The following is a 20,818-nucleotide window of genomic DNA, read 5'->3' as shown; positions in this document are numbered from 1 at the left end:
TTAAACGTCATGGCAAATATAACCGCCGCAGAAGTAAATAAATTAAGAAAGTCTACGTTATGCGTATGATGGATTGTAAAAAAGCTTTAGTTGAAGCTGAAGGAGATTTTGACAAGGCTATTGAAGTTCTTAGAAAAAAAGGACAGAAAGTAGCTGCAAACCGTGCCGACAGAGAATCTACTGAAGGTGCTGTTATTGCAAAAGTAAACGACGACTCTACAAGAGGAGTAATTGTTTCTCTTAATTGTGAAACTGACTTCGTTGCCAAAAACGAATCTTTCATTCAATTGGCGACTGATCTTGCTGACATGGCTCTTAACACTTCTTCAAAAGAAGAATTACTTGCTGCTGACTATAAAGGAATTTCTGTTCAGGACAAACTTACTGAGCAAACAGGTGTTATTGGAGAAAAGATTGAAATAGGTGACTACCGTAGTTTAGAAGCTCCTTTTGTAGGATCTTATATTCACGCAGGTAACAAGATCGCTGTTCTAACAGGTCTTTCTAAAAAAGTTGACGGTGCTGAAGAAGTTGCAAAAGACGTATCTATGCAGGCTGCTGCAATGAACCCTGTGGCACTTAATGAAGAAGGAGTTGACCAAACTGTAATCGATAAAGAAATTGAAATTGCTAAAGATCAATTAAGAGAAGAAGGAAAGCCAGAAGAAATGCTTGACAATATTGCTAAAGGTAAGATTAAAAGATTCTTTAAAGATAATACTCTAGTAAATCAGGACTTCATTAAAGATAACAAAATGAGTGTTTCTGAATACGTGAAAACATTAGACAAAGATCTTAAGATTGTTGCTTTTGAAAGAGTAGCTTTAGGATAATCTTTTCTTCTGAAGATTTTCAGAATATATAAAATTGCCGTCGGTTTCAACTTAGCGGCAATTTTGTTTATTCAATTTTATATAAAACAGGCCTTGAAGGTGCCGCATCATTTTCAAAAGATGCCACCTGAAGATTAAGTAAATAATCTCCGTCTTCTATCTTATTAGGAACATAAATAAGTTCTGTAATAGTGGAATTGATCCTGGTATTCTTTGGGTAGTCCCAAAAAGCTTTATGTGCCAGTAATTTGCCTCCGTCCTCTTCCCTGTCTACGGAAGGCAGATCAATAAGTAAATGTTTTATTCCGCAATCCCTGATGTATTTTGCTGTGGCTTCAGAGAGGTATGGCCAGTTGGTGTGTGAGTAATGCCGGGTCCGTTTTTCAATATAATTGGGAAGAGTTCTAATTACTATAGCATCTACTTCCCCGGGCTTTACTTTTTTGCTGATCAGTTCTTCAGTAATGATGTGGTCCTCTCCTCTTCTTTCCGGTTCAACAGATATTAATCTGGCTGTGAAAAAGAAAGTTTTGAGGCTTTCATTTATGCTGATAAATTCCCTCGTTATATGTCCAACACATTCTGTATGGGTGGCATGTGCATGCGGGTTAAAATGTATACTATTAAAATTTACTGATCCTCCCTCGCTTACTTTACCCACAAAGCCTTCACCTTTTACAGCCTGTATTTTTGGGGCATCAAGATACCAGGCCACAGGATTTTTATTGTCTCCTCTTAAACCAATAGAACAATCCAGAGGTCTGGAGAGATCAATTTTATATTTTTTATTGTTGTAGGTTATTTCTGCTTTCATTGAAAAATTTAGGCCTTAACATACCTCCTTTGGCTGCCAATCCCTATAAAAAGGAGGAATGTTTATGAGGTCTTTGCTCCTTCCCTTTTTTAAGGGAAGGTGGCTTAATCAGCACTAGCTGATTAAGACGGAAGGGTTCCTCGTTACCTGCTCCCGCTCTTCTTATTCCTCATCCAAATTTACCAAAAACAAATCGGCAGCGATGCCATCGCTCAGGAATTTTCCTTTATCTGAAATTTGCATTTTGTCTCCATCTATAATCAATAACTCCTTCCTCAATGGTCCCTGTGCCTGCTCCATGAGATACTCTAAGTAAGAATTTCCAAACCGCTGCTGTACCTCTTCCAGAGATATTCCCCACATAGTTCTAAGGCTCGTCATTACATATTCATTGTATTTGTCAGTCACAGAAAGTTCTTCCACCTCAGCCGGAATTTCTCCTTTCTGAAGAGCTTTAATATATAGCGAATTATTACTAACGTTCCACTTCCTGTTTTTACCGTCATAGCTGTGAGCTGATGGCCCTATGCCTACATAAGATTTCCCCATCCAGTAAGCTGTGTTATTCCTGGAAAAATATCCCTTCTTCCCAAAATTGGAAAATTCATAATGAACATAACCCGCTTCTTTCAGCACTTGCAACAGGACCTCAAAATGCTCTTTGGCAGCATCCTCGTCAACAGGTTTTATACTTCCTTTTTGGATAAGTTTTTTTAAGGCGGTGTTATCTTCTACTGTAAGGGCATAACAGGAGAAATGTGGTAACTCCAGGTCCAGGGCTATCCGGATATTTTCCCTCCAGCGGCTCTCGCTCATTTCAGGAATTCCATATATAAGATCGATTGAAATGTTGTCAAAATACCTCTTCGCCAGCTGCAGACTTTCCATCGCCTCTCGCGCATTGTGGGCCCTGTTCATCATCTTTAGATCTTCTTCAAAAAAAGACTGCACTCCAATACTAAGCGTTAATACCGGAATTCTTAAGAACCTGTAGCTTTTCCTCATCGAGATCATCGGGGTTGGCTTCCAGAGTGATTTCAGGATCTTCAGAAATTTCGTAATAAGAGTAGATCGTAGTAAAAATTTGCTCTAATTCTTCAGCATTGAGTAAAGAAGGGGTTCCGCCTCCAAAATAAATTGTTTCCACCTTACTTCCCTCCAGCTCATTTTTCCGACGTTCCAGTTCCCGGCACAGCATATCAACCAGTTCATCCTTCTTCTTCATAGAAGTAGAAAAATGAAAGTCGCAGTAGTGACAGGCTTGTTTACAGAAAGGAATATGTACGTAAATGCTTAGCCATTAGATTTATTTAGTAGTGAGTATTGAGTAGTGAGTATTGAGAATCTACCTGACTTTATCCTGATTTTGCTTTACAAAAGCATCCCAACCTGTGTAGCTTTTGCCAATTTCAACTTTACCCGAATTGTAAAAATGGCAAACTGCAGCAGCAAGTCCGTCTGTAGAGTCGAGATTTTTAGGAAGTTCTTTCAGTTTTAGCAGACTCTGGAGCATTTTTGCTACCTGTTCTTTACTGGCATTTCCATTTCCTGTAATGGCCATTTTAATTTTCTTCGGAAGGTATTCGGTTATGGGAATTTGACGTGACAATCCTGCTGCCATTGCTACTCCCTGTGCCCTTCCCAACTTTAGCATTGATTGCACATTCTTTCCGAAGAAAGGTGCTTCAATTGCAATTTCATCAGGATTATAGGTTTCAATAAGTTCAATGGTACGCTCAAAAATACATTTCAGTTTCACATAAGGATCTGTATACTTACTCAACTGCAACTCATTCAGCTGAAGAAAAGTCATGGTTTTATTCTCGACTTTTATAAGTCCAAAACCCATTATCGTTGTTCCCGGATCTATTCCTAAAATAATTCTTTCGGTCTTCAAAAGCTTAAATTGTGGATTTACCGCCTACTCCAAAAGGCACTACAAAGCTAAGCATTTATAAGGAGCTATTCTTACCTTTAAGCCGCACTTACGGCACCCGGATGATCTTCTTTTCAATTCTTATTACAGCTTTATATTGCCTGCTCATTGGAGCCCTATATATTGGCTGGAGAAGGATTCCTGAAGTTGAAAAAATATATTCAGAACCTGAAAAAAGATTTTCGGTCATTATCCCCTATCGAAACGAAGCTCAAAATCTTCCCGGCTTATTTTTATCCCTTTCTAAAATTGTATACCCGGAAGAACTGTTTGAAATTATTCTTATAGATGATGAATCCGGTGATGATTCTGAACCACTCTGCATCTCATTTAAGGAGGATCATCCTCACCTTAGGGTGAAGCTTCTTAACAACTTAAGAAAAACAAATTCGCCCAAAAAAGATGCTATTAATGAAGGAATAAAATATTCCCAATATGAATATATTATAACTACTGATGCGGATTGTGTAGTTGGTGAACTTTGGCTGAATCATTTCAACAACAGCCTTGTTAAGAGTGGCGCCAGTTTTATAGCTGGACTTAGTAGATTATCTTCCTTCAAAAGGGATGAAATATTTTCAGGCTTTTCAGAAAATGGATTTTATGAGTCTGCAGGCAGCGGGGGCAGGAGGATTTGGGTTGAATTTGCCATTTATGTGCAATGGTGCAAACCTATGTTATAAAAAAACCGCTTTTTTAGAAGTTGAAGGATTTTCAGGAAATGAAAATATTTCCAGTGGGGATGATGTTTTTTTACTTCAAAAATTCACTGCACATCATTTTCCTGTAGCTTTTCTAAAATCGAGAGAGGCAACGGTTTTTACCAAACCTCAACCTGATATTAATTCATTAATTTCTCAACGCATTCGCTGGGCAGCAAAAACACCTGCATATAAAAGCTTCTTTGCAAAAACTCTCGGCCTGGTGATCCTGCTTATGAATCTGTGGATATTGACAGGTGGAATTTTTGTATTATTTGACTCTGTTGACCCGGAAGTTTTGGTTTTAAGCTTTTTCCTGAAGTTCATTTTCGATCTGCTTTTAATTTTTCAGGCAGCAAAATTTTTCAGAAGAAGAGATGTCCTACAGCACTTTCTTTGGAGTAGTATTCTTTACCCATTCTTTTCTGTTTACGTAGTTGTACTTTCTCTTTTTAAAGGATTTGAGTGGAAAGGCAGAAGGTTTGTAAGGTAGAAAAGTGAAGTTAGAAGTACGAAGTTAGAAGTACGAAGTTAGAAATACGAAGTTAGAAATACGAAGTGCGAAGTTAGACGTTAGAGGTGCGAAATCAAATAAGGAAAGTTGGGACCAGTTAAGGACCACCACGTCCGCCGGGGCGGACACCCCTCCGGTGGAGGGGAATTCATTGGTGCAAACTGGAATAACCTATCCTCTTTCCACTCTCCTCTCTCCACTAAAAAAAGCTTAGTTCTCTTCAGCCTTAATAACTATCGGCATTCTATAGGTGCTTGATACAGGGATACCTCTTTTGCTTGCGGGGTGGATTTTGGGGAGGGAATCAACGCTTTGCTGAAGCCATAATTTTATATCAGGCAACTGATTGGTAACTGTAGTATCCAGGTGTATAGAATCAATTGCAGGACGACCATTTTTGGCAATTTGCAAATAAAGAACAACTGTATCGTCTATTGCTTCAGTCACTATCGGCTCCTGCTTTTCAAGATAAGCGTAGATGGAATTTGCCATTGTGCGTTCAAAGCAATTTCTGGCTCGTTCAATTTCAGTAATATTTTTGCAGTTTTCAAAAGCGGGATACTCATCTACTTCTTTCCAGTTAAGGCTTTTGGACTCCTGATCCAGCACTTCTTCCGAAGAAATTTTACGGGTTTCAAAATTTTCACAACCCACTGTAACAAAAAATAAAAACAGTAGAAAAAGGATTCTCATGGGCTAATTTTGATGCTTTGATTATAAGTCAAAAATAGCGAAATCATAACCAACACGCCTAGACAAATAACATTTTTACCTGCGACATCTTATTTTCCTCCTATTATAGTAAAGATTTTTTCATTGGTGGTCGCAGTTTGGTATTAATAGGTTAAAAAATGTGCATTTTTAAAGCATTTCACCATCCCAAATCAATACATCCATTTTATAAATCCTGAATTTTACAAATCTACCCGAACGCTAACAACCATTATCCACGGTTTTCGAATAACCTTAATTCAGATAAATTTCCTTTTTGGCAATTTGAATGTCATCAGCAACTCCCGCTCTTATATGTGTACACATTGAAAAAGATTTTATAGCAGATAAAAATCCAGATTAATGATTATGGCGTGTTATAATATTTAGTTGATAAGGATAAATAACCTATTTCAAAAATCTGTCTCTGGTATGGAATTCTTATAAAATAAGAATGATTATAACAACCCAAAAAAGTTACTTGATCCTGAATGGAGATGCAGGCAATCCTTCTTTATTTTGCAAATTAGGATTGTCGGGATTATCTGCCCAGGCATAACGGACGTATTTTGGATTTGGAACATCTTCACTCCAAACGATCACGTTGTCACCTTCTATCTTCGTTTTTGCCCAAACAAATTTTTTATCCTCTCCTGCGATTGCAAACTCACCTGGATCCTCACCATCATCTGTAACCAGGCCGCTACCAATATTAGAAAATGAAATTATTACTTTATTTCCTTCGATTTTATAATCTTTATAAAGAGGCCCAGAGAAAACGACATCCTCTCCATAAGCAAGTTTTTGAGCGGCAAGGGCCATCCGTTCTCCCACGTCTTTCTTGTTGTCAGGATGTATGTCATTCCATTCTCCTAAATCTATATTCACTGTCATAGCGGTATTGGGGGAAGAGAGAGCCTTAAGTTGAGATTCCCTTAATTCAGCCCAATTACTTTCCGAAGGCATGTAATTTACATCCATGAAATTAGGTAGCTGCGCATAAATAAAAGGAATACCAGATGAATTAAAGACCTCTCTCCAGCCATTGATGAGAGCATCCATATAGGACTCATAAGTTTGAGGGTTTCCCGTATTGCTCTCCCCCTGGTACCAAAGAATTCCTTTTAATGAAATTTTGGTAAAGGGAGCTACCATGGCGTTATAGAGTGCCGTGGGTTCGTTCTGAGGATTTATCCTTCTTGGCCGCGGCTCATCCTCATTATTTCTTGAAAAGAAGGAATAGTCAAATGGAGCAAATACTTCTCCCACTTTGTACTGCCAATACCCCTTAAGATCTACAGTATCTTTATTTGTAAAAATGTAATAGGGCTTGTCCGGTACGAAACCGCCTTTACCTGAGTTATTGGTTACTCTTATAACAAAAGTGTTCTTACCGGATTTGAGCAGGTCAGCCGGAACGTCATATCTTCTTTGCGGATATTGATAAGTGGTATTTCCCACTTTGGTACCGTTAATGTATAACTCATCAGCGTCCACAATTCGCCCAAGGAATACTGTAGCTTCGTTACCTGCCATGGATTCAGGAAGTTCTATTTCCCGGCGATACCAAACCACTCCGTTTAAATCTCTCACTCCCTGATCTTCCCAATATCCGGGAATGTTTATTCTCCTCCAGTTCTTTGGTGTAAAATTCACATCAAACCAGGGTACTTCTCCAGTTAAACCTTTGTCTGATGATTTACTTGAGGGTTGGTTAAAGGATGAAGGATTTCTCATTTGATTATTTACAAATGCAGTGTCCTTATTTTCTTTAATAATTTCTGAAATTTCCGGAAATGTATTAAATCCTTCTTCAGGTATCCAGGCCTCGATGGGAGTACCGCCAACACTTGCGTTAATTAGTCCTATCGGAATTTGATGCTTTTCATAGATCTTTTTTGCGAAAAAATATGCGACAGCAGAGAATGGTCTCAATTCTTCACCCACTGCTTTTTGCCATTCCCCACCGGGAAGATCCTTTTGAGGTCCTGAAAGTGCGGTGGCAGTAGGCACTTTAAAATGCCGTATTTCAGGATAATTGGCTGTGGCAATCTCCCGGGCATATGTAACATCATGGATGTCCATTTGATGTACCATATTAGATTGTCCTGCGGCAAGCCAAACATCACCTATCAATACATCTTTAACTTCAATTCTATTCTTACCTGCAATAATCATAGTAAAGGGACCTCCCGCTTTCATTTTGGGGAGCTTAATACTCCATTTCCCCCCGGCCGATGCCCTCGTTTTATACTCCTTTCCCTTAAAAGTGAGGCTAATTCGCTCGTCAGGATCGGCCCATCCCCATACAGGAATTTCGGCATTCCTTTGAAGTACAAGACCGTCGCTAATAATTTCGGGAAGTTTTACTTCTGCTAAACAGGTGGAAATAGAAGCTGTTAGGATTAAGGTGAATATTACAAGTACTTGTTTCATTACAATAAATTTTTTTAGCTCACTCTGAAAATGATTTCTCTTTCTGATTCACTTCCATACAATAGGAGATCCTAATGAAGTGTCATCAGTAAAACTCTTTTTTAATATAATTTTTCGCCGTAACAGACCTCTTTCTGCTAAATATATCTTTTAATGTTTTTACCAGATGTAATTTTTACTGTGAAGGTGAATTACATAAAATATATTTTACAGCTTTATCCATACCTCTCTGCCACTTTTGCTTTGAGGAGTCAAAACAGCTTTTAGATTTGCATTCACTAAATCACGCAACTTTAATCCAATTTTAATTGCTATTGTTTGTAGTTGTTAGCATATATCCCATATATAGCTATAGTCCCTATTTCTTATAATTTTCTGGTTCTTACAATTCAGAAAAATTTGATGTTCCCATAGATTATTCAGCTTCTAAAAGGAGATCAATAATTCCCACACTTGCCTGTTCTTCCGAACCTATTCTTTTAAAAACAAAATACACATCCTGAAGTTTTGTATCCTGTACATCCCGCAATACTTTAAGAGTAGCCTGGGAAGGTTTACGCACCTCTACTCCTACTCCCAGAATTTGTTCCCCCAGCAATTCTCCCTCGGGATTCCCAAGTCGCATTTCCATTTTCCATCCCTTTCCTGTAGTTTCTCTCATCCCATAACTCACCTGCACCGCATTCACATCATAGAGACTGATTTGAGGAAATTTGATCCAGCTATTGTCCTCATTTATTACTTTGATCTCCTTACCTCCCATAGTCATATTGGAAATACCAGAAGATGTTTCTCCTGTTTCCAATTTAATTAATGGATTACGGAGAACATAATTTTCCATTTTTGTAAGCGAAGGCAGCTTATTAAAGCCTTTATCTGCATAAGATGCTGAAATTAGGATATCACCTTGAGGTTTCAATTGGAATTTTTCTGAAGGAATAAAAGAACCTTTCATTGGCATACTCTTCTCCTGTATATCCTCGTTAGCCAGTGATAAGATATAAGTAACAATTTCTTTGGCATCAGATAACGGAAGGTCAGGATGTGCAGCCATCGCCATTTGACCCCAATTGCCACTACCTCCTTTTATAATAGTTTGCGGCAGGAAGTTCATTGCTTCCGGATTATTTTTGTAACGTTTTGCCATTTCCTTATAAGATGGCCCTATAGATTTTTCATCTGCTTTATGACACGCCACACAATCCAAAGACTCAATTTTAGTTTTTCCGGGAAGACCCTTAGCCATAGACTGAAGTGTTGAGCTATGAAGTGCAGCCTGATCTGAACTTTCCAAATAATCTGCTTTTACATAACCTCTGGCCTGTAAATCTTCCGGTCCCAGTTCTCCATCTTCGGGATCCTTTACTTCAACATTATAGTTAATTGCTTTACCCGGAAAATAGAAAGTGGAATTTCCGGCAACGTCTATATTAATTTGTGGGCGGCTGTTCCCTGCAAATACCTGGATCTCCTCACTTCTTGATGTAGTATTTTGTTCATCTATAACAGTTAAAGAAACATTATAGATTCCACTTTCATTGTAAGTATGTTCAATGTAGGGATCCTTAGTCTTTTTCTTCGACCCATTGCCTAAATCCCATACATACTTTAACTTATCACCATCAGGATCAAATGTACCTTCTGCTGAAGCTTTTATATTTAGTGGCACGGCCTCAGCATCTTGATCCAGCGTATATTTGACTACCGGGGGGCGGTTGCCACTGTTGTATTTAAGTACTGAAAGTGCTGCTCCAGGATTTTGGGAATACCAGCCTTTTCCGTATTCCACCACATAAATTTGCCCATCGGGACCTACTTCCATATCACTAATGGCCCGAAAAACGGTATTTTCCATAAATGGTTCTATAGCTTCCAAATCTCCGTTTTCACTCATTGTTACAGCCATTATCCAATCCCGCACCCAGTCATATATAAAAAATTTACCATCATAGTATTGTGGGAATCTTTTATCTTCAGGAAAATCATTTACATGATATATAGGACTAGCCATGGAAGTACGGCCCCCGTTCCCCAGAACCGGAAATTCACGGGAAACAGTATAAGGATATTCAATAAAAGCTGCTTGTCCCGGTGGAAGTTCTATTAAACCTGTATTATTGCGGGAATTGTTACCAGGACCTTCGGGATTAAAAGCCTGTCCTGATTCTCCTGTTTTATAATTATATTCCCGATAAGGATAATTTTTTCCTATAAAATAAGGCCACCCGAAATTCCCGGCTTTTCTTGCCTGATTAATTTCATCATATCCACGGGGTCCCCGGGTAGCAAGGCTGTCATTATTTGCATCTGGACCTACCTCACCCCAATATAAATAGTCTGTCTTTTTATCTACTGAAATTCGATATGGATTCCGGGTTCCCATTACGAAAATCTCAGGACGTACTTTAGGATCGTCTTTTGGAAAAAGATTTCCCTCCGGGATACTATAAGATCCGTCTTCATTGACTTTTATACGTATAATCTTTCCACGAAGATCAGCAGAATTGCCGCTGGAACGACGGGCGTCATAATTTTCCAATCCGGGTCGATCATCCAGAGGAGCAAAACCGTGGGAGTTAATGGGATATGTTTTTCCGGTTTCCGGGTTAATCTCATCGAAGGGAGTAGTATTGTCTCCGGTAGAAAGAAAGAGATTTCCATTGGAGTCAAATGCTATTGATCCCCCCGTATGGCAAAATATTTCCCGGGTAGTTTCTACCTCAAGGATCACCTGTTCTGAATCCAGATCAAAATTTCCGTTCATGAATTTAAACCTGGACAAACGATCTACCGATTTATCTACTGGAGAGTAATACAGGTAAATCCAGTTATTGGTAGAAAAGTCTGGATCGGCTTGCATTCCCAACACTCCAAATTCGACATTCACCTTCGCTTCAAGAGCCTTATAATACACATCCATATTCGCCACAACTGAAAGAGTTTGGCTACCTGCACTATAATATTTTATTGCTCCTTTTCTTTCTGCAATTAGTATATCCAGGTTTGGAAGAACTGTCAATTCTGTTGGTTCATCCAGCCCTTCTGCCAGAATTTCCTTAGAAAAACGATTTTCTTCCGGCACCTTTAAAGCTGTTGCCTTTCCATAATCTAATTCGTTGTTTTCCCCAATAGCATAATCAATTCCGGCTTTTAATAAGTTTAAAAAATCAGGATCTTTGTACGATTCCGGCGTATGCCCCAGTGCCATATAGAATCCTCTGCCACCATCATATTCGTGATACCAAACCACAGGATGCTCTTCTCCATTTTCTCCGCCTTCATAACTTTCTTCATCAATACTCACCAGGACGTTAACATTTTCAGGAAGTGATATAAAATTATACCATTCGTCAGTTCTTACCCAGGGGTTTGGTAGAGATTCTGTAATTTCAAATTTTTTATCGGCATGTATATCTAGTTTCGCTTCCTGAATGGCAGGATGATTTTTAAAATATGCGCCAATTAACTTTCCGTACCACGGCCAGTTGTATTCTGAATCAACAGCACCATGAACTCCCACATATCCCCCTCCTGCCTGAATGTAACGCTGAAACTCGACCTGCTCCCGGGTATTCAAAATATCCCCCGTAGTACTCATGAAAATAACAGCAGAATATTGCTTTAAAGTATCTTCCACAAATTTTGCCGAAATCGATGTAGTATCTACTTTAAAACCGTGTTCCTTACCAAGTTCCTGAACAGCTTTAACTCCATCGGGAATAGAAGCATGTTTAAATCCCGTTGTTTTCGTAAAAACTAACACCCGGGGTTCCCCCGCACGCCTCTCGCTATTACTGGAACAACCGGAAAAGAGCAAACCAATAATAAAAAACGATACAGGTAATAAATTCTTTAAGTTCATCTTATTCGCAAATATTTTATCCTGAAAAATTATACCTAAGGTGGGGGGGGGGGGGGGGGGGGGGTTATAGTATATATGACAATAATAAAAATTTTTGCAATGATATATGCAATTTTTGCAAAAACATTTTGTTACAAATATTATTTCTGAAGTTTAATTAGACAAGATCTCTCATTTTTAAACTAATTTAAAGGGTAAAATCCTCCTTAATTCTCTTTTTCTACTTAAGATGGTTATTATTATTTTTTTTTGAAACTTTAAATATTTTTCCATTTTTCAGCTTTAAACGATCTTAATAATAATTAATATTTTTACTGGTTCAAATTAATGAATGTGCATTAGGTTTATTAAATTGTCACCGATTATTGTAATTCAAAAAAATATAAAACAAGAAAAAAATGGGTGTTAAAATCAAATTAGGAATAGTTGGTGGTGGTGGTGATTCCCTTATCGGGGTTCTTCATCGCGTAGCTTCTGCAATGTTCGATCGTTACGAATTAGTAGGTGGCGTTTTCAACCCTGAACTAAGTGAAAGTATTGCTTTTGCCAAAGAAATAGGATTAAGAACAGATAGGGTTTATAAAGATATCGATTCCCTTATTGAAGAAGAAGCAAAACTACCGCAAGAGGAAAGAATTCAGGTAATCTCAGTCTTAACTCCCAACTTTCTCCATTTTCCTATGGCCAAAAAACTGCTGGAGAATGGTTTTCACGTGATTTGTGAAAAACCTCTTACTACCACTTATAAAGAAGCAAAAATATTAGAACAGACTCTTCAAAATTCAAAAGCTATTTTTGCCGTTACCTATACCTATACTGGATTATCCAATGGTAAGGCAAATGAGAAAGTTAATTGCCGCAGGAGAAATAGGGAAAATTCATAAAATAGATGCACAATACTATCAGGGCTGGATTAATGAAATAGTTCATGATCAGGAAAAACGTTCCACAGTTTGGCGCCTAGATCCAAAGAAAGCAGGTATAAGTAGTTGTGTGGGAGATATCGGGACCCACGCTTTTAATATGGTAGAATTTGTTAGTGGTCTTCAGGTAAAAGAAATTCTGGCAGACCTAAACTATCTTTATGAGGATAATAAACTTGATATAGACGGAACCATTTTAATCCGATTCTCAGATTATGTGAAAGGCATCATTAGATCCAGCCAAATTGCAACCTAGGTGAGGAGAATAATCTTTCGATAAGTGTATATGGAGAAAAAGGAGGCCTGAAATGGGAACAGGAAAATCCAAACTACCTCTACCACATGGTAGATGGGCAACCAATACAGGTATTGAAGCCGGGGCACTCGTATAACAGTAAACTTTCACTTGAAGGAACTAAACTCCCTCCTGGACATCCTGAAGGAATTTTTGATTCTATGGGAAATATCTACAAAGGGGTTGCTAAAGCAATTAAAAATGAAGATTACGATCCAGCCGAATTTCCAACAATGCGAGACGGCATTCGGGGAATGAACTTTATTGAAAAAACGGTAGAATCCCATAAGAATGGCAATGTTTGGGTAGAAATTGATGAGTAAAAATATTTATAAGTCATCACCCTGGCCACTAACCCCGGAGGTTGGAATATTTTGAACCGGAGATTTTTATAATTCCGAAAAATCTTAATTTCTCCAAAGAACAGGAGAAGCACCTCCAAACAGTTAGCTATTAGCGTTAAATAAAAAAGCGATCAAGCCAAACTTTACCTAGCTTGATCGCTTTTTTTTAACAACCCTTTTTAAAGGCAACTATCTTTAGTGATTAGCGCCTACTACTGTTTCTTGTTTTGTGTTTTTTTGCCAGAAAAATAGAATTGTAAATAAGACGATCAAAATAGCTGGAAAGGCTATCATTTTTTCGAGAGTATCCTGACCTGCAGCCAGCTCCAATGCGTCTCCTGCAAGGCCCGCGGCCCGATTATCTTCCATTGCGTTATCAATCCAGCTTCCAATTATAGGTTGAAAAATAGCAGTAGAGAACATTCCCACACCACCAATAACAGACATTCCCAAGGCACTGCTCAATGGTACCCTTTGTGCGACAGCACCTACCATTACAGGCCAAAAATAACTTATCCCTATGGCAAATATTACAGCCGCCACATAAGCCATAGGTCCGGTAACTGTACTAAACATATAAATTCCAATTGTAGCTAAAATTGCAGAGATTAGTAAAACTCCTGTTTGGCCCATTTTTCCTACCACAGGTCCCCCAAAATATCTCGCAACTGCCATAAGCCCAGTAGTAAGTGCTAATATGATCATAGGTTCTGCACCGCTGCTACTCAGGATTATTGTCACCCACTGGTTGGGACCAAACTCTGAAATTGCTGTAAGGGCCATACATACAAACAGAAAAATATAAAGAGGACTTAACATGGCCTTAAAGTTTTGAGCAAGAGAAGTTGCTCCTTCCACTTTTGGACGAGGAAAAGTTTTTCCAAAAACATTACAGCGTAAATTATAGTTGGCACCATAATGATCCACATTTGCACCTGCCAGGAAAGACCTGAATCTGTCATGAATTTAGAAATTAAGGCACCTAAGAAGATTCCGCCCGGAAACCACATATGGAATCTATTCAACATCTTATTCATTCTTACCCCGGTATACATATCTGCAATCATCGGGTTACACGCAGCCTCAGTACATCCATTCCCAAATCCAATTAAAAGCGTAGATAGAAGTAAGCCTGTATACCCTCCTGCATAAATGGTCAAAATAATTCCGAGAGTATGCGTTACAAAAGCCACTATCATTATATTCCTGGGGCCGAATGAATGATAAACCAATCCTCCTATGATCATAGAAATAGGCATTCCAAGGAACCACATGGAATTAATAAATCCTAACTGTTCAGCGGAAAGTCCAAACTCATTACCTAATTGAGGAAGTATTCCTGCTCTTATGGAAAAAGAAAATGCAGTGGTTATGAGTGCAAAGCAACTCCCATAAAATAAAGCGTTTTTGTTAATGGTCTCATTCATGAATTTCGGTTTAGATGATTAGAAGAAAATATTTCCAATCCAGGAAACTAGAAGTAAAAAAACAGAACTTAAATAAACCTGGTGGTCATTAAAAAAATACTCAGTGAAATTTCTATGTATACTCTTTTTAAATAGCTATAAAGTAATTTATAGCCAGGGCAGCACTAATAATTAATAAGCCAAAAAATTCCCGTGCCTTCTCAATATGTGGTTTTGTGGCCTGCATGCTTTGAACAATACTTTCTTGTTTATACTTCGTTATCCAGTCAAGCACTCCATCTTTTTCAAAAAACAATTTTATTGCATAACCTAAATAAAAACTTATGACGACAAGATAAAATACAGGAAAATACATTTCAAACATTGCCAGTCCACAGGCTATTGATGCAATTAAATAAATTGGTACCCAAAGGAAAGAGTCTCTGTCATTTAAATTCACATATGCAAACCCTGCAAAGGCTATACAAAAGAGGGCATTTAAAATAATAAACAACATACCAGGGGGATTATTTTAATTTTAAAAAATATTTTATTTTCATGCCTTTTCAGTTTGAAGTTACTTACAACCAGGGACGCAAAAACAACCTCCAGATTGCAGCTTTTAAATCATGAATAATAGATTATACTTTTAAAGTTCCCTCACCCAGATATTCCGGAAACTAACCGGGTTACCATGATCCTGAAGATGAATAGGCAATTTATCCTCGTGTGCTGTATAATTAGGAATTCCTATATATTCTGTAGGACCGCGTAATTCAAAATTATTCTGAACCAAAACACCGTTGTGTAAGACAGTTATTCTCGCAGGTGTTACAAGCATTCCTTTGTCATTAAACCTGGGAGCAGTAAAAATTACATCATAAGTGTTCCATTCCCCGGGTGGATTGGTCGCATTAACAAGAGGAGGAGATTGTTTATAAATACTCCCGGCCTGTCCATTAGTGTAAGTGTTGTTCTCATATGAATCCAGGATTTGCAACTCGTATTTTCCCATAATAAAAACTCCACTATTTCCTCTTCCCTGTCCTTCTCCCTTAATTTGAGAGGGAGAACGCCATTCCAGGTGGAGTTGAATGTCACCAAAACCCTGTTTCGTTTTTATTCCTCCTGTTCCAGGATTTACGGTCATATTTCCTTGTTCTACAATCCACTTAGCCTCAGCACCTTCTCTCTCACCTTCCCAGGAAGAGAGATTTGTTCCATCAAAAAGAACAATAGCATCACCAGGAGGTGTAGTTGTAGATTTACCCGAAGAAATGACCGGGGGTACAGGTTTATAAAATTCTGTTGCTTCGGGTGGAAGTTCTGTTTTTTGAGCCTTGATATCGTGACTCATTAAAAAGAAGGAGCAGCTTATAAAAACTCCGGAAATCATTTTTCTCATATCAAATTTAATTAAAAGATATATTGGGGTAAATGTTACAATTTATTAAACGAGTTTTTTTTTGTTCAGTAAACTTTTAAAATAGTTCCTGCAAAAGATGCAGAACATGGTATGGGTGAATTAATCAATTATTCTGACCTTAATTAACCTTAGATTAAACCTGTAATAAGATTTCCATTTATCTCCTATTCGTTCTTCGTAATCTTTCCCGCAAAGAATTTTATTAGCAAAAAACCTTGTCTAGTGACAACTTGTTGAATAATAAATTCGGAAATACTCTACCTTCTGAGCAAGCTGAATTACTCTAAGTGTCTTAAATTTTTATCCACATTATTTCTAAACCTTCCCTAATTTTCTAAAATTTATGGGACCAGGTAAAAATTTCAAAATAGTTTCAGAAAACAAGTATTCGAAGTATTTTCTGAAACTATTTTAAACATTATTCAGGAAAAATTTTGATCTATTTTGCCTTTCTCTTTAACACTTTTTCTGCTGCCTTTATAATTGCATCACTGTTGAGCCCGTACTTTTCCATTAACTTTTCAGGGATTCCGCTTTCCCCAAAGGTGTCCTGAGTTGCTATGAATTCCTGGGGAGTAGGTAAACTTCTGGACAGAAAACCAGCGACACTTTCTCCAAGGCCTCCTAAATAATTATGTTCTTCTGCTGTTACCACACAACCTGTTTTTTTAACCGATTTAAGGATCGCCTCTTCGTCTAATGGTTTAATAGTGTGGATATTAATAACTTCCGCTGAAATTCCTTTTTCTTCAAGTTTTTCCGCAGCCTGTATTGCTTCCCAAACTAAATGTCCTGTAGCTATAATTGTTACGTCACTACCTTCATTGAACATAACTGCCTTTCCCACTTCAAATTTTTGATCGGGATCTGTAAAAACAGGAACTTTAGGACGGCCAAATCTTAAGTATACTTAGCCCGTCATAATCAGCAATGGCAATGGTCGCTGCTTTTGTTTGATTGTAATCACAAGGATTGATAACTACCATCCCCGGTAGCATCTTCATCAATCCAATATCTTCCAGGATTTGATGGGTAGCACCGTCTTCCCCTAGAGTAAGTCCTGCGTGAGAAGCGCAAATCTTTACATTCTTTCCAGAGTAAGCAATAGACTGACGGATCTGGTCATAAACTCTCCCTGTGGAAAAATTTGCAAATGTACTTAGTGAAAGGAATTTTTCCGCTAATGCTCAAACCTGCGGCAATACCCATCATATTTGCTTCAGCAATTCCTACCTGAAAAAAGCGATTTGGGTTTTCATCTATAAAATCCTGCATTTTTAGAGATCCTATCAAATCGGCACAAAGAGCAACCACATTAGGGTTGTTCCTTCCCAGTTCAGTAAGACCGTCGCCAAATCCGCTTCTGGTATCATTCGTTTCTGTATATGTATATTTTTTCATTTTATTTTAATATCATTATGGCATTTACTTTATCTACAATCTCCTCTTTGCTTTAAGATCTAATAATCCCCTAAAGTTTCTGGATTTTGGGCTAATGCTTTTTCAAGTTGTTCGTCATTTGGAGCTTTCCCGTGCCAGGCGTGGGTATACATCATAAAATCTACCCCGTGACCCATTTCTGTATGCATAAGAATACATACAGGTTTTCCTTTACCTGTTCGCGATTTTGCTTCTTTTAGACCATCTGCCACTTCCTGAATGCTGTTTCCATTTTCAATTTCCATAACCTCCCAACCGAAGGCTTCAAATTTTGCCCGGAGGTTTCCTAAAGGCAAAACATTTTCTGTACTGCCGTCTATTTGTTGCCCATTTAAGTCAATGGTAGAAATTAAATTATCTACATTATTTCCGGCTGCATACATTATAGCCTCCCAGTTTTGCCCTTCCTGTAATTCCCCGTCGCCATGGAGACTGTAAACAGTCCTGTCATCATTGTCGAGCTTTTTGCCCAAAGCTGCACCAATAGCTACAGACATTCCCTGGCCCAAAGAACCCGATGCAACCCTTACACCTGGCAATCCTTCATGTGTGGTAGGATGCCCCTGTAAACGGGAATCAATTAATCGAAAGGTGTGTAATTCTTCTACAGGAAAGTAACCACTCCTGGCGAGCACACTATAAAAGACCTAGTGAAATATGGCCGTTTGAAAGAAAAAAGAGGTCCTCCCCTTTCCCGTCCATATTAAAAGAAGGATCGTGTTTAAGGATTTCCTGGTATAGCACTGTAAAAAATTCGGTACATCCCAAAGAACCTCCTGGATGACCAGAATTTACCTTATGTACCTGTCTTAAAATATCTCTTCGCACCTGGGTAGCAAAGTCTTCTAATTGTTGAATATTCATGATTTATAATTTAAAAGATTTAGCGTCTTCCAGAAATTTTTCAAGTCCGCTGTCGGTAAGTGGATGCTTAAGTAAACCTTCAATGGAAGATAAAGGACCTGTCATTACATCGGCACCAAGTTTAGCACAGTTAATTACGTGCATGGTATGTCTTACGGAGGCAGCCAGTATTTCGGTTTCAAAGCCGTAATTATCATATATAAGTCTAATATCTGCTATAAGATCAAGACCATCTGTTGAAATATCATCCAGCCTTCCAATAAAAGGAGAAACATAAGTAGCTCCTGCCTTTGCAGCGAGTAGTGCCTGTCCTGCAGAAAATACGAGCGTACAGTTGGTGCGTATCCCTTTATCAGAAAAATATTTTATAGCTTTTATGCCCTCTTTTATCATCGGAACTTTTACCACAATTTGTTTATGTAGTTTCGCCAGCTCTTCTCCTTCTTTTACAATATTGTCAAAATCTGTTGCAACTACTTCAGCAGAAACATCGCCATCTACGATATCACAAATGTGAAGGTAGTGCTGTAAGATATTCTCTTTTCCTGTAATACCTTCCTTTGCCATTAATGAAGGATTGGTAGTTACACCATCCAGCACTCCAAGAGCCTGAGCTTCCCTAATCTGATCAAGGTTCGCCGTGTCTATAAAAAATTTCATTTAATTTTAATTTACAATTTATTAATTTATTATTGCCCGTTAAAAATAATCATTACCCACGCAACAGCAGCAAGAATAAGTACAGAAAATGCAATATCTTTCCAATTATAACTGGCTCTGTTCTCCACCTTGTCTTCTGCAGAAATGGTTTGGAAGGTAAGGTTTCTTATTTTTTCTACTGTAGGAACTGAGCTTAACCAGCTAACCACTGTTACCAGAATTACACAAAACAAGAAGAACCAGGCTCCAAAAGAAAGGAAATTTGCACTTCCAATAACATACAGCACCCCATTTGGATCCAGATCATCTTTAATCAATTCCAGCACAATTCTCGCTGCCCCAACGAGAAGACCAACAACAAGAGTCACAAAAGCACCTAATCCATTGATCCTCTTGTAGAAAATTCCCAGTAGGAAAACTGCCGTTATAGGAGGTGCAATATAAGATTGTACAGACTGCAGATACTCATAAAGTACTCCCGAAATGTTAGCCATAATGGGTATCCATAGAATTCCAATGATAACAATTATTACGGTGGCAATTTGTCCTGTTCTTACCAGTTTTTTCTCCGGAGTATTTGGTTTTAATTTTTTATAAATATCTACAGTAAAGAGTGTAGAACAGGAATTAAATACTGAAGCCAGAGAGCTCATTAGTGCAGCTAAAAGACCCGCCGCAACCAATCCTCTTAATCCTGAAGGTAATAAATTACTCATTAAAACTGGAAATGCTTCATCTGGACTATCCCAATGTAATTCTCCTCTCATTTTAAGGGTTAAAGCAATAATACCGGGAATGAGGAACAGGAATACAGGAAGTAACTTTAGGAGAGCGCCAAAAATAGTACCTCGTCTTCCTTCTTTTATATTTCTTGCCGTAAGAGTTCGTTGTACAATATATTGATCGGTACACCAGTACCAAATCCCTACAATTGTACTTGTTATTAAAAGAGAAGGCCAGGGAAAATCAGGATCAGTGGCAGGTCGCCACATATTGAGATATTCCGGTGAGACAGTTTCTTTCATGCTTTCCCATCCCCCAACAGCATCAAGACCTATAAAAGTTAAGGCACCAGCTCCAAGAACAAGGATCATAGCCTGCAAGGTCTCAGTATAAACAACAGCCTTCATTCCTCCTAAAACGGTATAGATTCCCGTTAAAAGTACGGTCGCTATTGCCCCTGTCCAAAAATCTATTCCCAGCAAAGCCGATACTACAACTCCACCTGCATATATAGTCACCGATATTTTAGTAAGCACATAAGCTATAATAGAAAAAATAGAGAGCACCCATCTCGATCTCGCATCAAACCTTTTTTCCAGAAATTCGGGCATAGTGAATACCCCACTTCGCTTATAAAAAGGCAGGAATACCCATCCCAGAATAAGTACTACCCAAGCCTGAATCTCATAAATTAACATAGGGAGTTTATCTCCTGCCCCTGCTCCTGCCAGCCCAACCACGTGTTCCGAACCTATATTAGATGCAAATATTGATGCCCCTACAACAAACCAGCCTACATTTCGGCTAAGCGAGGAAATAATCTTCTGTATTCTCCTGTTTTTTGGCTATTACCCAAACTACGATCCCCGCAAGGATTAAAAAGTATAGCCCTATTGCTATCCAATCGTATAAATCTAATGGTATCATAGC

Annotated in this window: 13 protein-coding genes and 6 pseudogenes; 4 read left to right on the top strand and 15 right to left on the bottom strand. The window is 38.3% G+C overall.

Annotated features, from left to right (window positions below):
- Window positions 1-9 precede the first annotated feature (9 nt).
- Window positions 10-833 (top strand): annotated as a pseudogene (gene tsf / locus LZ575_RS19085) (translation elongation factor Ts).
- 67 nt (window positions 834-900) lie between these two features.
- Here tsf and LZ575_RS19080 read toward each other — a convergent pair.
- From LZ575_RS19080 to ruvC, 4 genes and pseudogenes are all read right to left on the bottom strand, one after another.
- Entirely contained in the window at window positions 901-1,647 is a 747-nt protein-coding gene (locus LZ575_RS19080; protein ID WP_235326564.1) for a cyclase family protein, read from the bottom strand.
- A 162-nt stretch (window positions 1,648-1,809) separates the two neighbouring features.
- A complete protein-coding gene (locus LZ575_RS24420) occupies window positions 1,810-2,010 on the bottom strand; it encodes a hypothetical protein (RefSeq protein WP_409187226.1) in 201 nt (66 codons plus the stop codon).
- Between the two features lie 486 nt (window positions 2,011-2,496).
- A pseudogene (locus LZ575_RS24415) lies at window positions 2,497-2,926 on the bottom strand (radical SAM protein); the annotation flags it as partial.
- A gap of 66 nt (window positions 2,927-2,992) precedes the next feature.
- Window positions 2,993-3,544 (bottom strand): crossover junction endodeoxyribonuclease RuvC, encoded by a 552-nt coding sequence (gene ruvC, locus LZ575_RS19070; RefSeq protein WP_235326562.1) that lies wholly within the window; start codon window positions 3,542-3,544, stop codon window positions 2,993-2,995.
- An 11-nt stretch (window positions 3,545-3,555) separates the two neighbouring features.
- Between ruvC and LZ575_RS19065 the strand changes: the two genes are divergently transcribed.
- Window positions 3,556-4,266, top strand: coding sequence for a glycosyltransferase (locus LZ575_RS19065; protein WP_235326560.1), 711 nt, complete (start codon window positions 3,556-3,558; stop codon window positions 4,264-4,266).
- Entirely contained in the window at window positions 4,151-4,777 is a 627-nt protein-coding gene (locus LZ575_RS19060; RefSeq protein ID WP_409187176.1) for a glycosyltransferase family 2 protein, read from the top strand. Before LZ575_RS19065 ends, LZ575_RS19060 begins: the two co-directional genes overlap by 116 nt.
- A gap of 231 nt (window positions 4,778-5,008) precedes the next feature.
- Here the strand turns inward: LZ575_RS19060 and LZ575_RS19055 are convergent, their stop codons facing one another.
- The 3 genes from LZ575_RS19055 to LZ575_RS19045 all read right to left on the bottom strand — a co-directional run bounded on the left by LZ575_RS19055 (window position 5,009) and on the right by LZ575_RS19045 (window position 11,807).
- Window positions 5,009-5,491 carry a hypothetical protein gene (locus LZ575_RS19055; protein WP_235326556.1) on the bottom strand — a complete coding sequence of 161 codons (483 nt, stop codon included), beginning with the start codon at window positions 5,489-5,491 and terminating at the stop codon, window positions 5,009-5,011.
- 495 nt (window positions 5,492-5,986) lie between these two features.
- Window positions 5,987-7,945, bottom strand: coding sequence for a sialate O-acetylesterase (locus LZ575_RS19050; protein ID WP_235326554.1), 1,959 nt, complete (start codon window positions 7,943-7,945; stop codon window positions 5,987-5,989).
- 415 nt (window positions 7,946-8,360) lie between these two features.
- Complete coding sequence (locus tag LZ575_RS19045; RefSeq protein ID WP_235326552.1) at window positions 8,361-11,807, bottom strand: ThuA domain-containing protein; 3,447 nt, start codon at window positions 11,805-11,807, stop codon at window positions 8,361-8,363.
- 398 nt (window positions 11,808-12,205) lie between these two features.
- Here LZ575_RS19045 and LZ575_RS22970 point away from each other — a divergent pair.
- Window positions 12,206-13,348 (top strand): annotated as a pseudogene (locus LZ575_RS22970) (Gfo/Idh/MocA family protein).
- A gap of 216 nt (window positions 13,349-13,564) precedes the next feature.
- On the opposite strand, the gene LZ575_RS19030 reads toward LZ575_RS22970, so the two are convergent.
- From LZ575_RS19030 to LZ575_RS18995, 8 genes and pseudogenes are all read right to left on the bottom strand, one after another.
- On the bottom strand, window positions 13,565-14,227 hold the full coding sequence (locus LZ575_RS19030) for a sugar MFS transporter (protein ID WP_235326548.1): 663 nt from the start codon (window positions 14,225-14,227) through the stop codon (window positions 13,565-13,567).
- Entirely contained in the window at window positions 14,182-14,796 is a 615-nt protein-coding gene (locus LZ575_RS19025) for a sugar MFS transporter (RefSeq protein WP_235326546.1), read from the bottom strand. Before LZ575_RS19025 ends, LZ575_RS19030 begins: the two co-directional genes overlap by 46 nt.
- 127 nt (window positions 14,797-14,923) lie before the next feature.
- Window positions 14,924-15,292 (bottom strand): transmembrane 220 family protein, encoded by a 369-nt coding sequence (locus LZ575_RS19020; RefSeq protein WP_235326544.1) that lies wholly within the window; start codon window positions 15,290-15,292, stop codon window positions 14,924-14,926.
- 132 nt (window positions 15,293-15,424) lie between these two features.
- Window positions 15,425-16,180 (bottom strand): DUF1080 domain-containing protein, encoded by a 756-nt coding sequence (locus tag LZ575_RS19015; RefSeq protein WP_235326542.1) that lies wholly within the window; start codon window positions 16,178-16,180, stop codon window positions 15,425-15,427.
- 460 nt (window positions 16,181-16,640) lie between these two features.
- Window positions 16,641-17,602: pseudogene (locus LZ575_RS19010) on the bottom strand (transketolase family protein).
- Between the two features lie 59 nt (window positions 17,603-17,661).
- Window positions 17,662-18,508 (bottom strand): annotated as a pseudogene (locus tag LZ575_RS19005) (transketolase).
- Window positions 18,509-19,165 carry a fructose-6-phosphate aldolase gene (fsa, locus tag LZ575_RS19000; RefSeq protein ID WP_235326540.1) on the bottom strand — a complete coding sequence of 219 codons (657 nt, stop codon included), beginning with the start codon at window positions 19,163-19,165 and terminating at the stop codon, window positions 18,509-18,511.
- Window positions 19,166-19,194: 29 nt separating this feature from the next.
- Window positions 19,195-20,815: pseudogene (locus LZ575_RS18995) on the bottom strand (sodium:solute symporter).
- Window positions 20,816-20,818 lie beyond the last annotated feature (3 nt).

Origin of the sequence: Antarcticibacterium sp. 1MA-6-2, assembly GCF_021535135.1 — a bacterium.
In the GTDB taxonomy this organism is placed as follows: Bacteria; Bacteroidota; Bacteroidia; order Flavobacteriales; family Flavobacteriaceae; genus Gillisia.
Note: the sequence above shows the minus strand (reverse complement) of the source record. Positions and strands in the feature narration are given on the sequence as shown.

Coding starts and splice junctions, on each gene's coding strand:
- LZ575_RS19080 (WP_235326564.1), bottom strand. CDS start 1,647: ATGAAAGCAGAAATAACCTACAACAATAAAAAATATAAAATTGATCTC.
- LZ575_RS24420 (WP_409187226.1), bottom strand. CDS start 2,010: ATGTGGGGAATATCTCTGGAAGAGGTACAGCAGCGGTTTGGAAATTCT.
- LZ575_RS19060 (WP_409187176.1), top strand. CDS start 4,151: ATGAAATATTTTCAGGCTTTTCAGAAAATGGATTTTATGAGTCTGCAG.
- LZ575_RS19055 (WP_235326556.1), bottom strand. CDS start 5,491: ATGAGAATCCTTTTTCTACTGTTTTTATTTTTTGTTACAGTGGGTTGT.
- LZ575_RS19050 (WP_235326554.1), bottom strand. CDS start 7,945: ATGAAACAAGTACTTGTAATATTCACCTTAATCCTAACAGCTTCTATT.
- LZ575_RS19045 (WP_235326552.1), bottom strand. CDS start 11,807: ATGAACTTAAAGAATTTATTACCTGTATCGTTTTTTATTATTGGTTTG.
- LZ575_RS19025 (WP_235326546.1), bottom strand. CDS start 14,796: ATGAATGAGACCATTAACAAAAACGCTTTATTTTATGGGAGTTGCTTT.
- LZ575_RS19020 (WP_235326544.1), bottom strand. CDS start 15,292: ATGTTGTTTATTATTTTAAATGCCCTCTTTTGTATAGCCTTTGCAGGG.
- LZ575_RS19015 (WP_235326542.1), bottom strand. CDS start 16,180: ATGAGAAAAATGATTTCCGGAGTTTTTATAAGCTGCTCCTTCTTTTTA.
- fsa (WP_235326540.1), bottom strand. CDS start 19,165: ATGAAATTTTTTATAGACACGGCGAACCTTGATCAGATTAGGGAAGCT.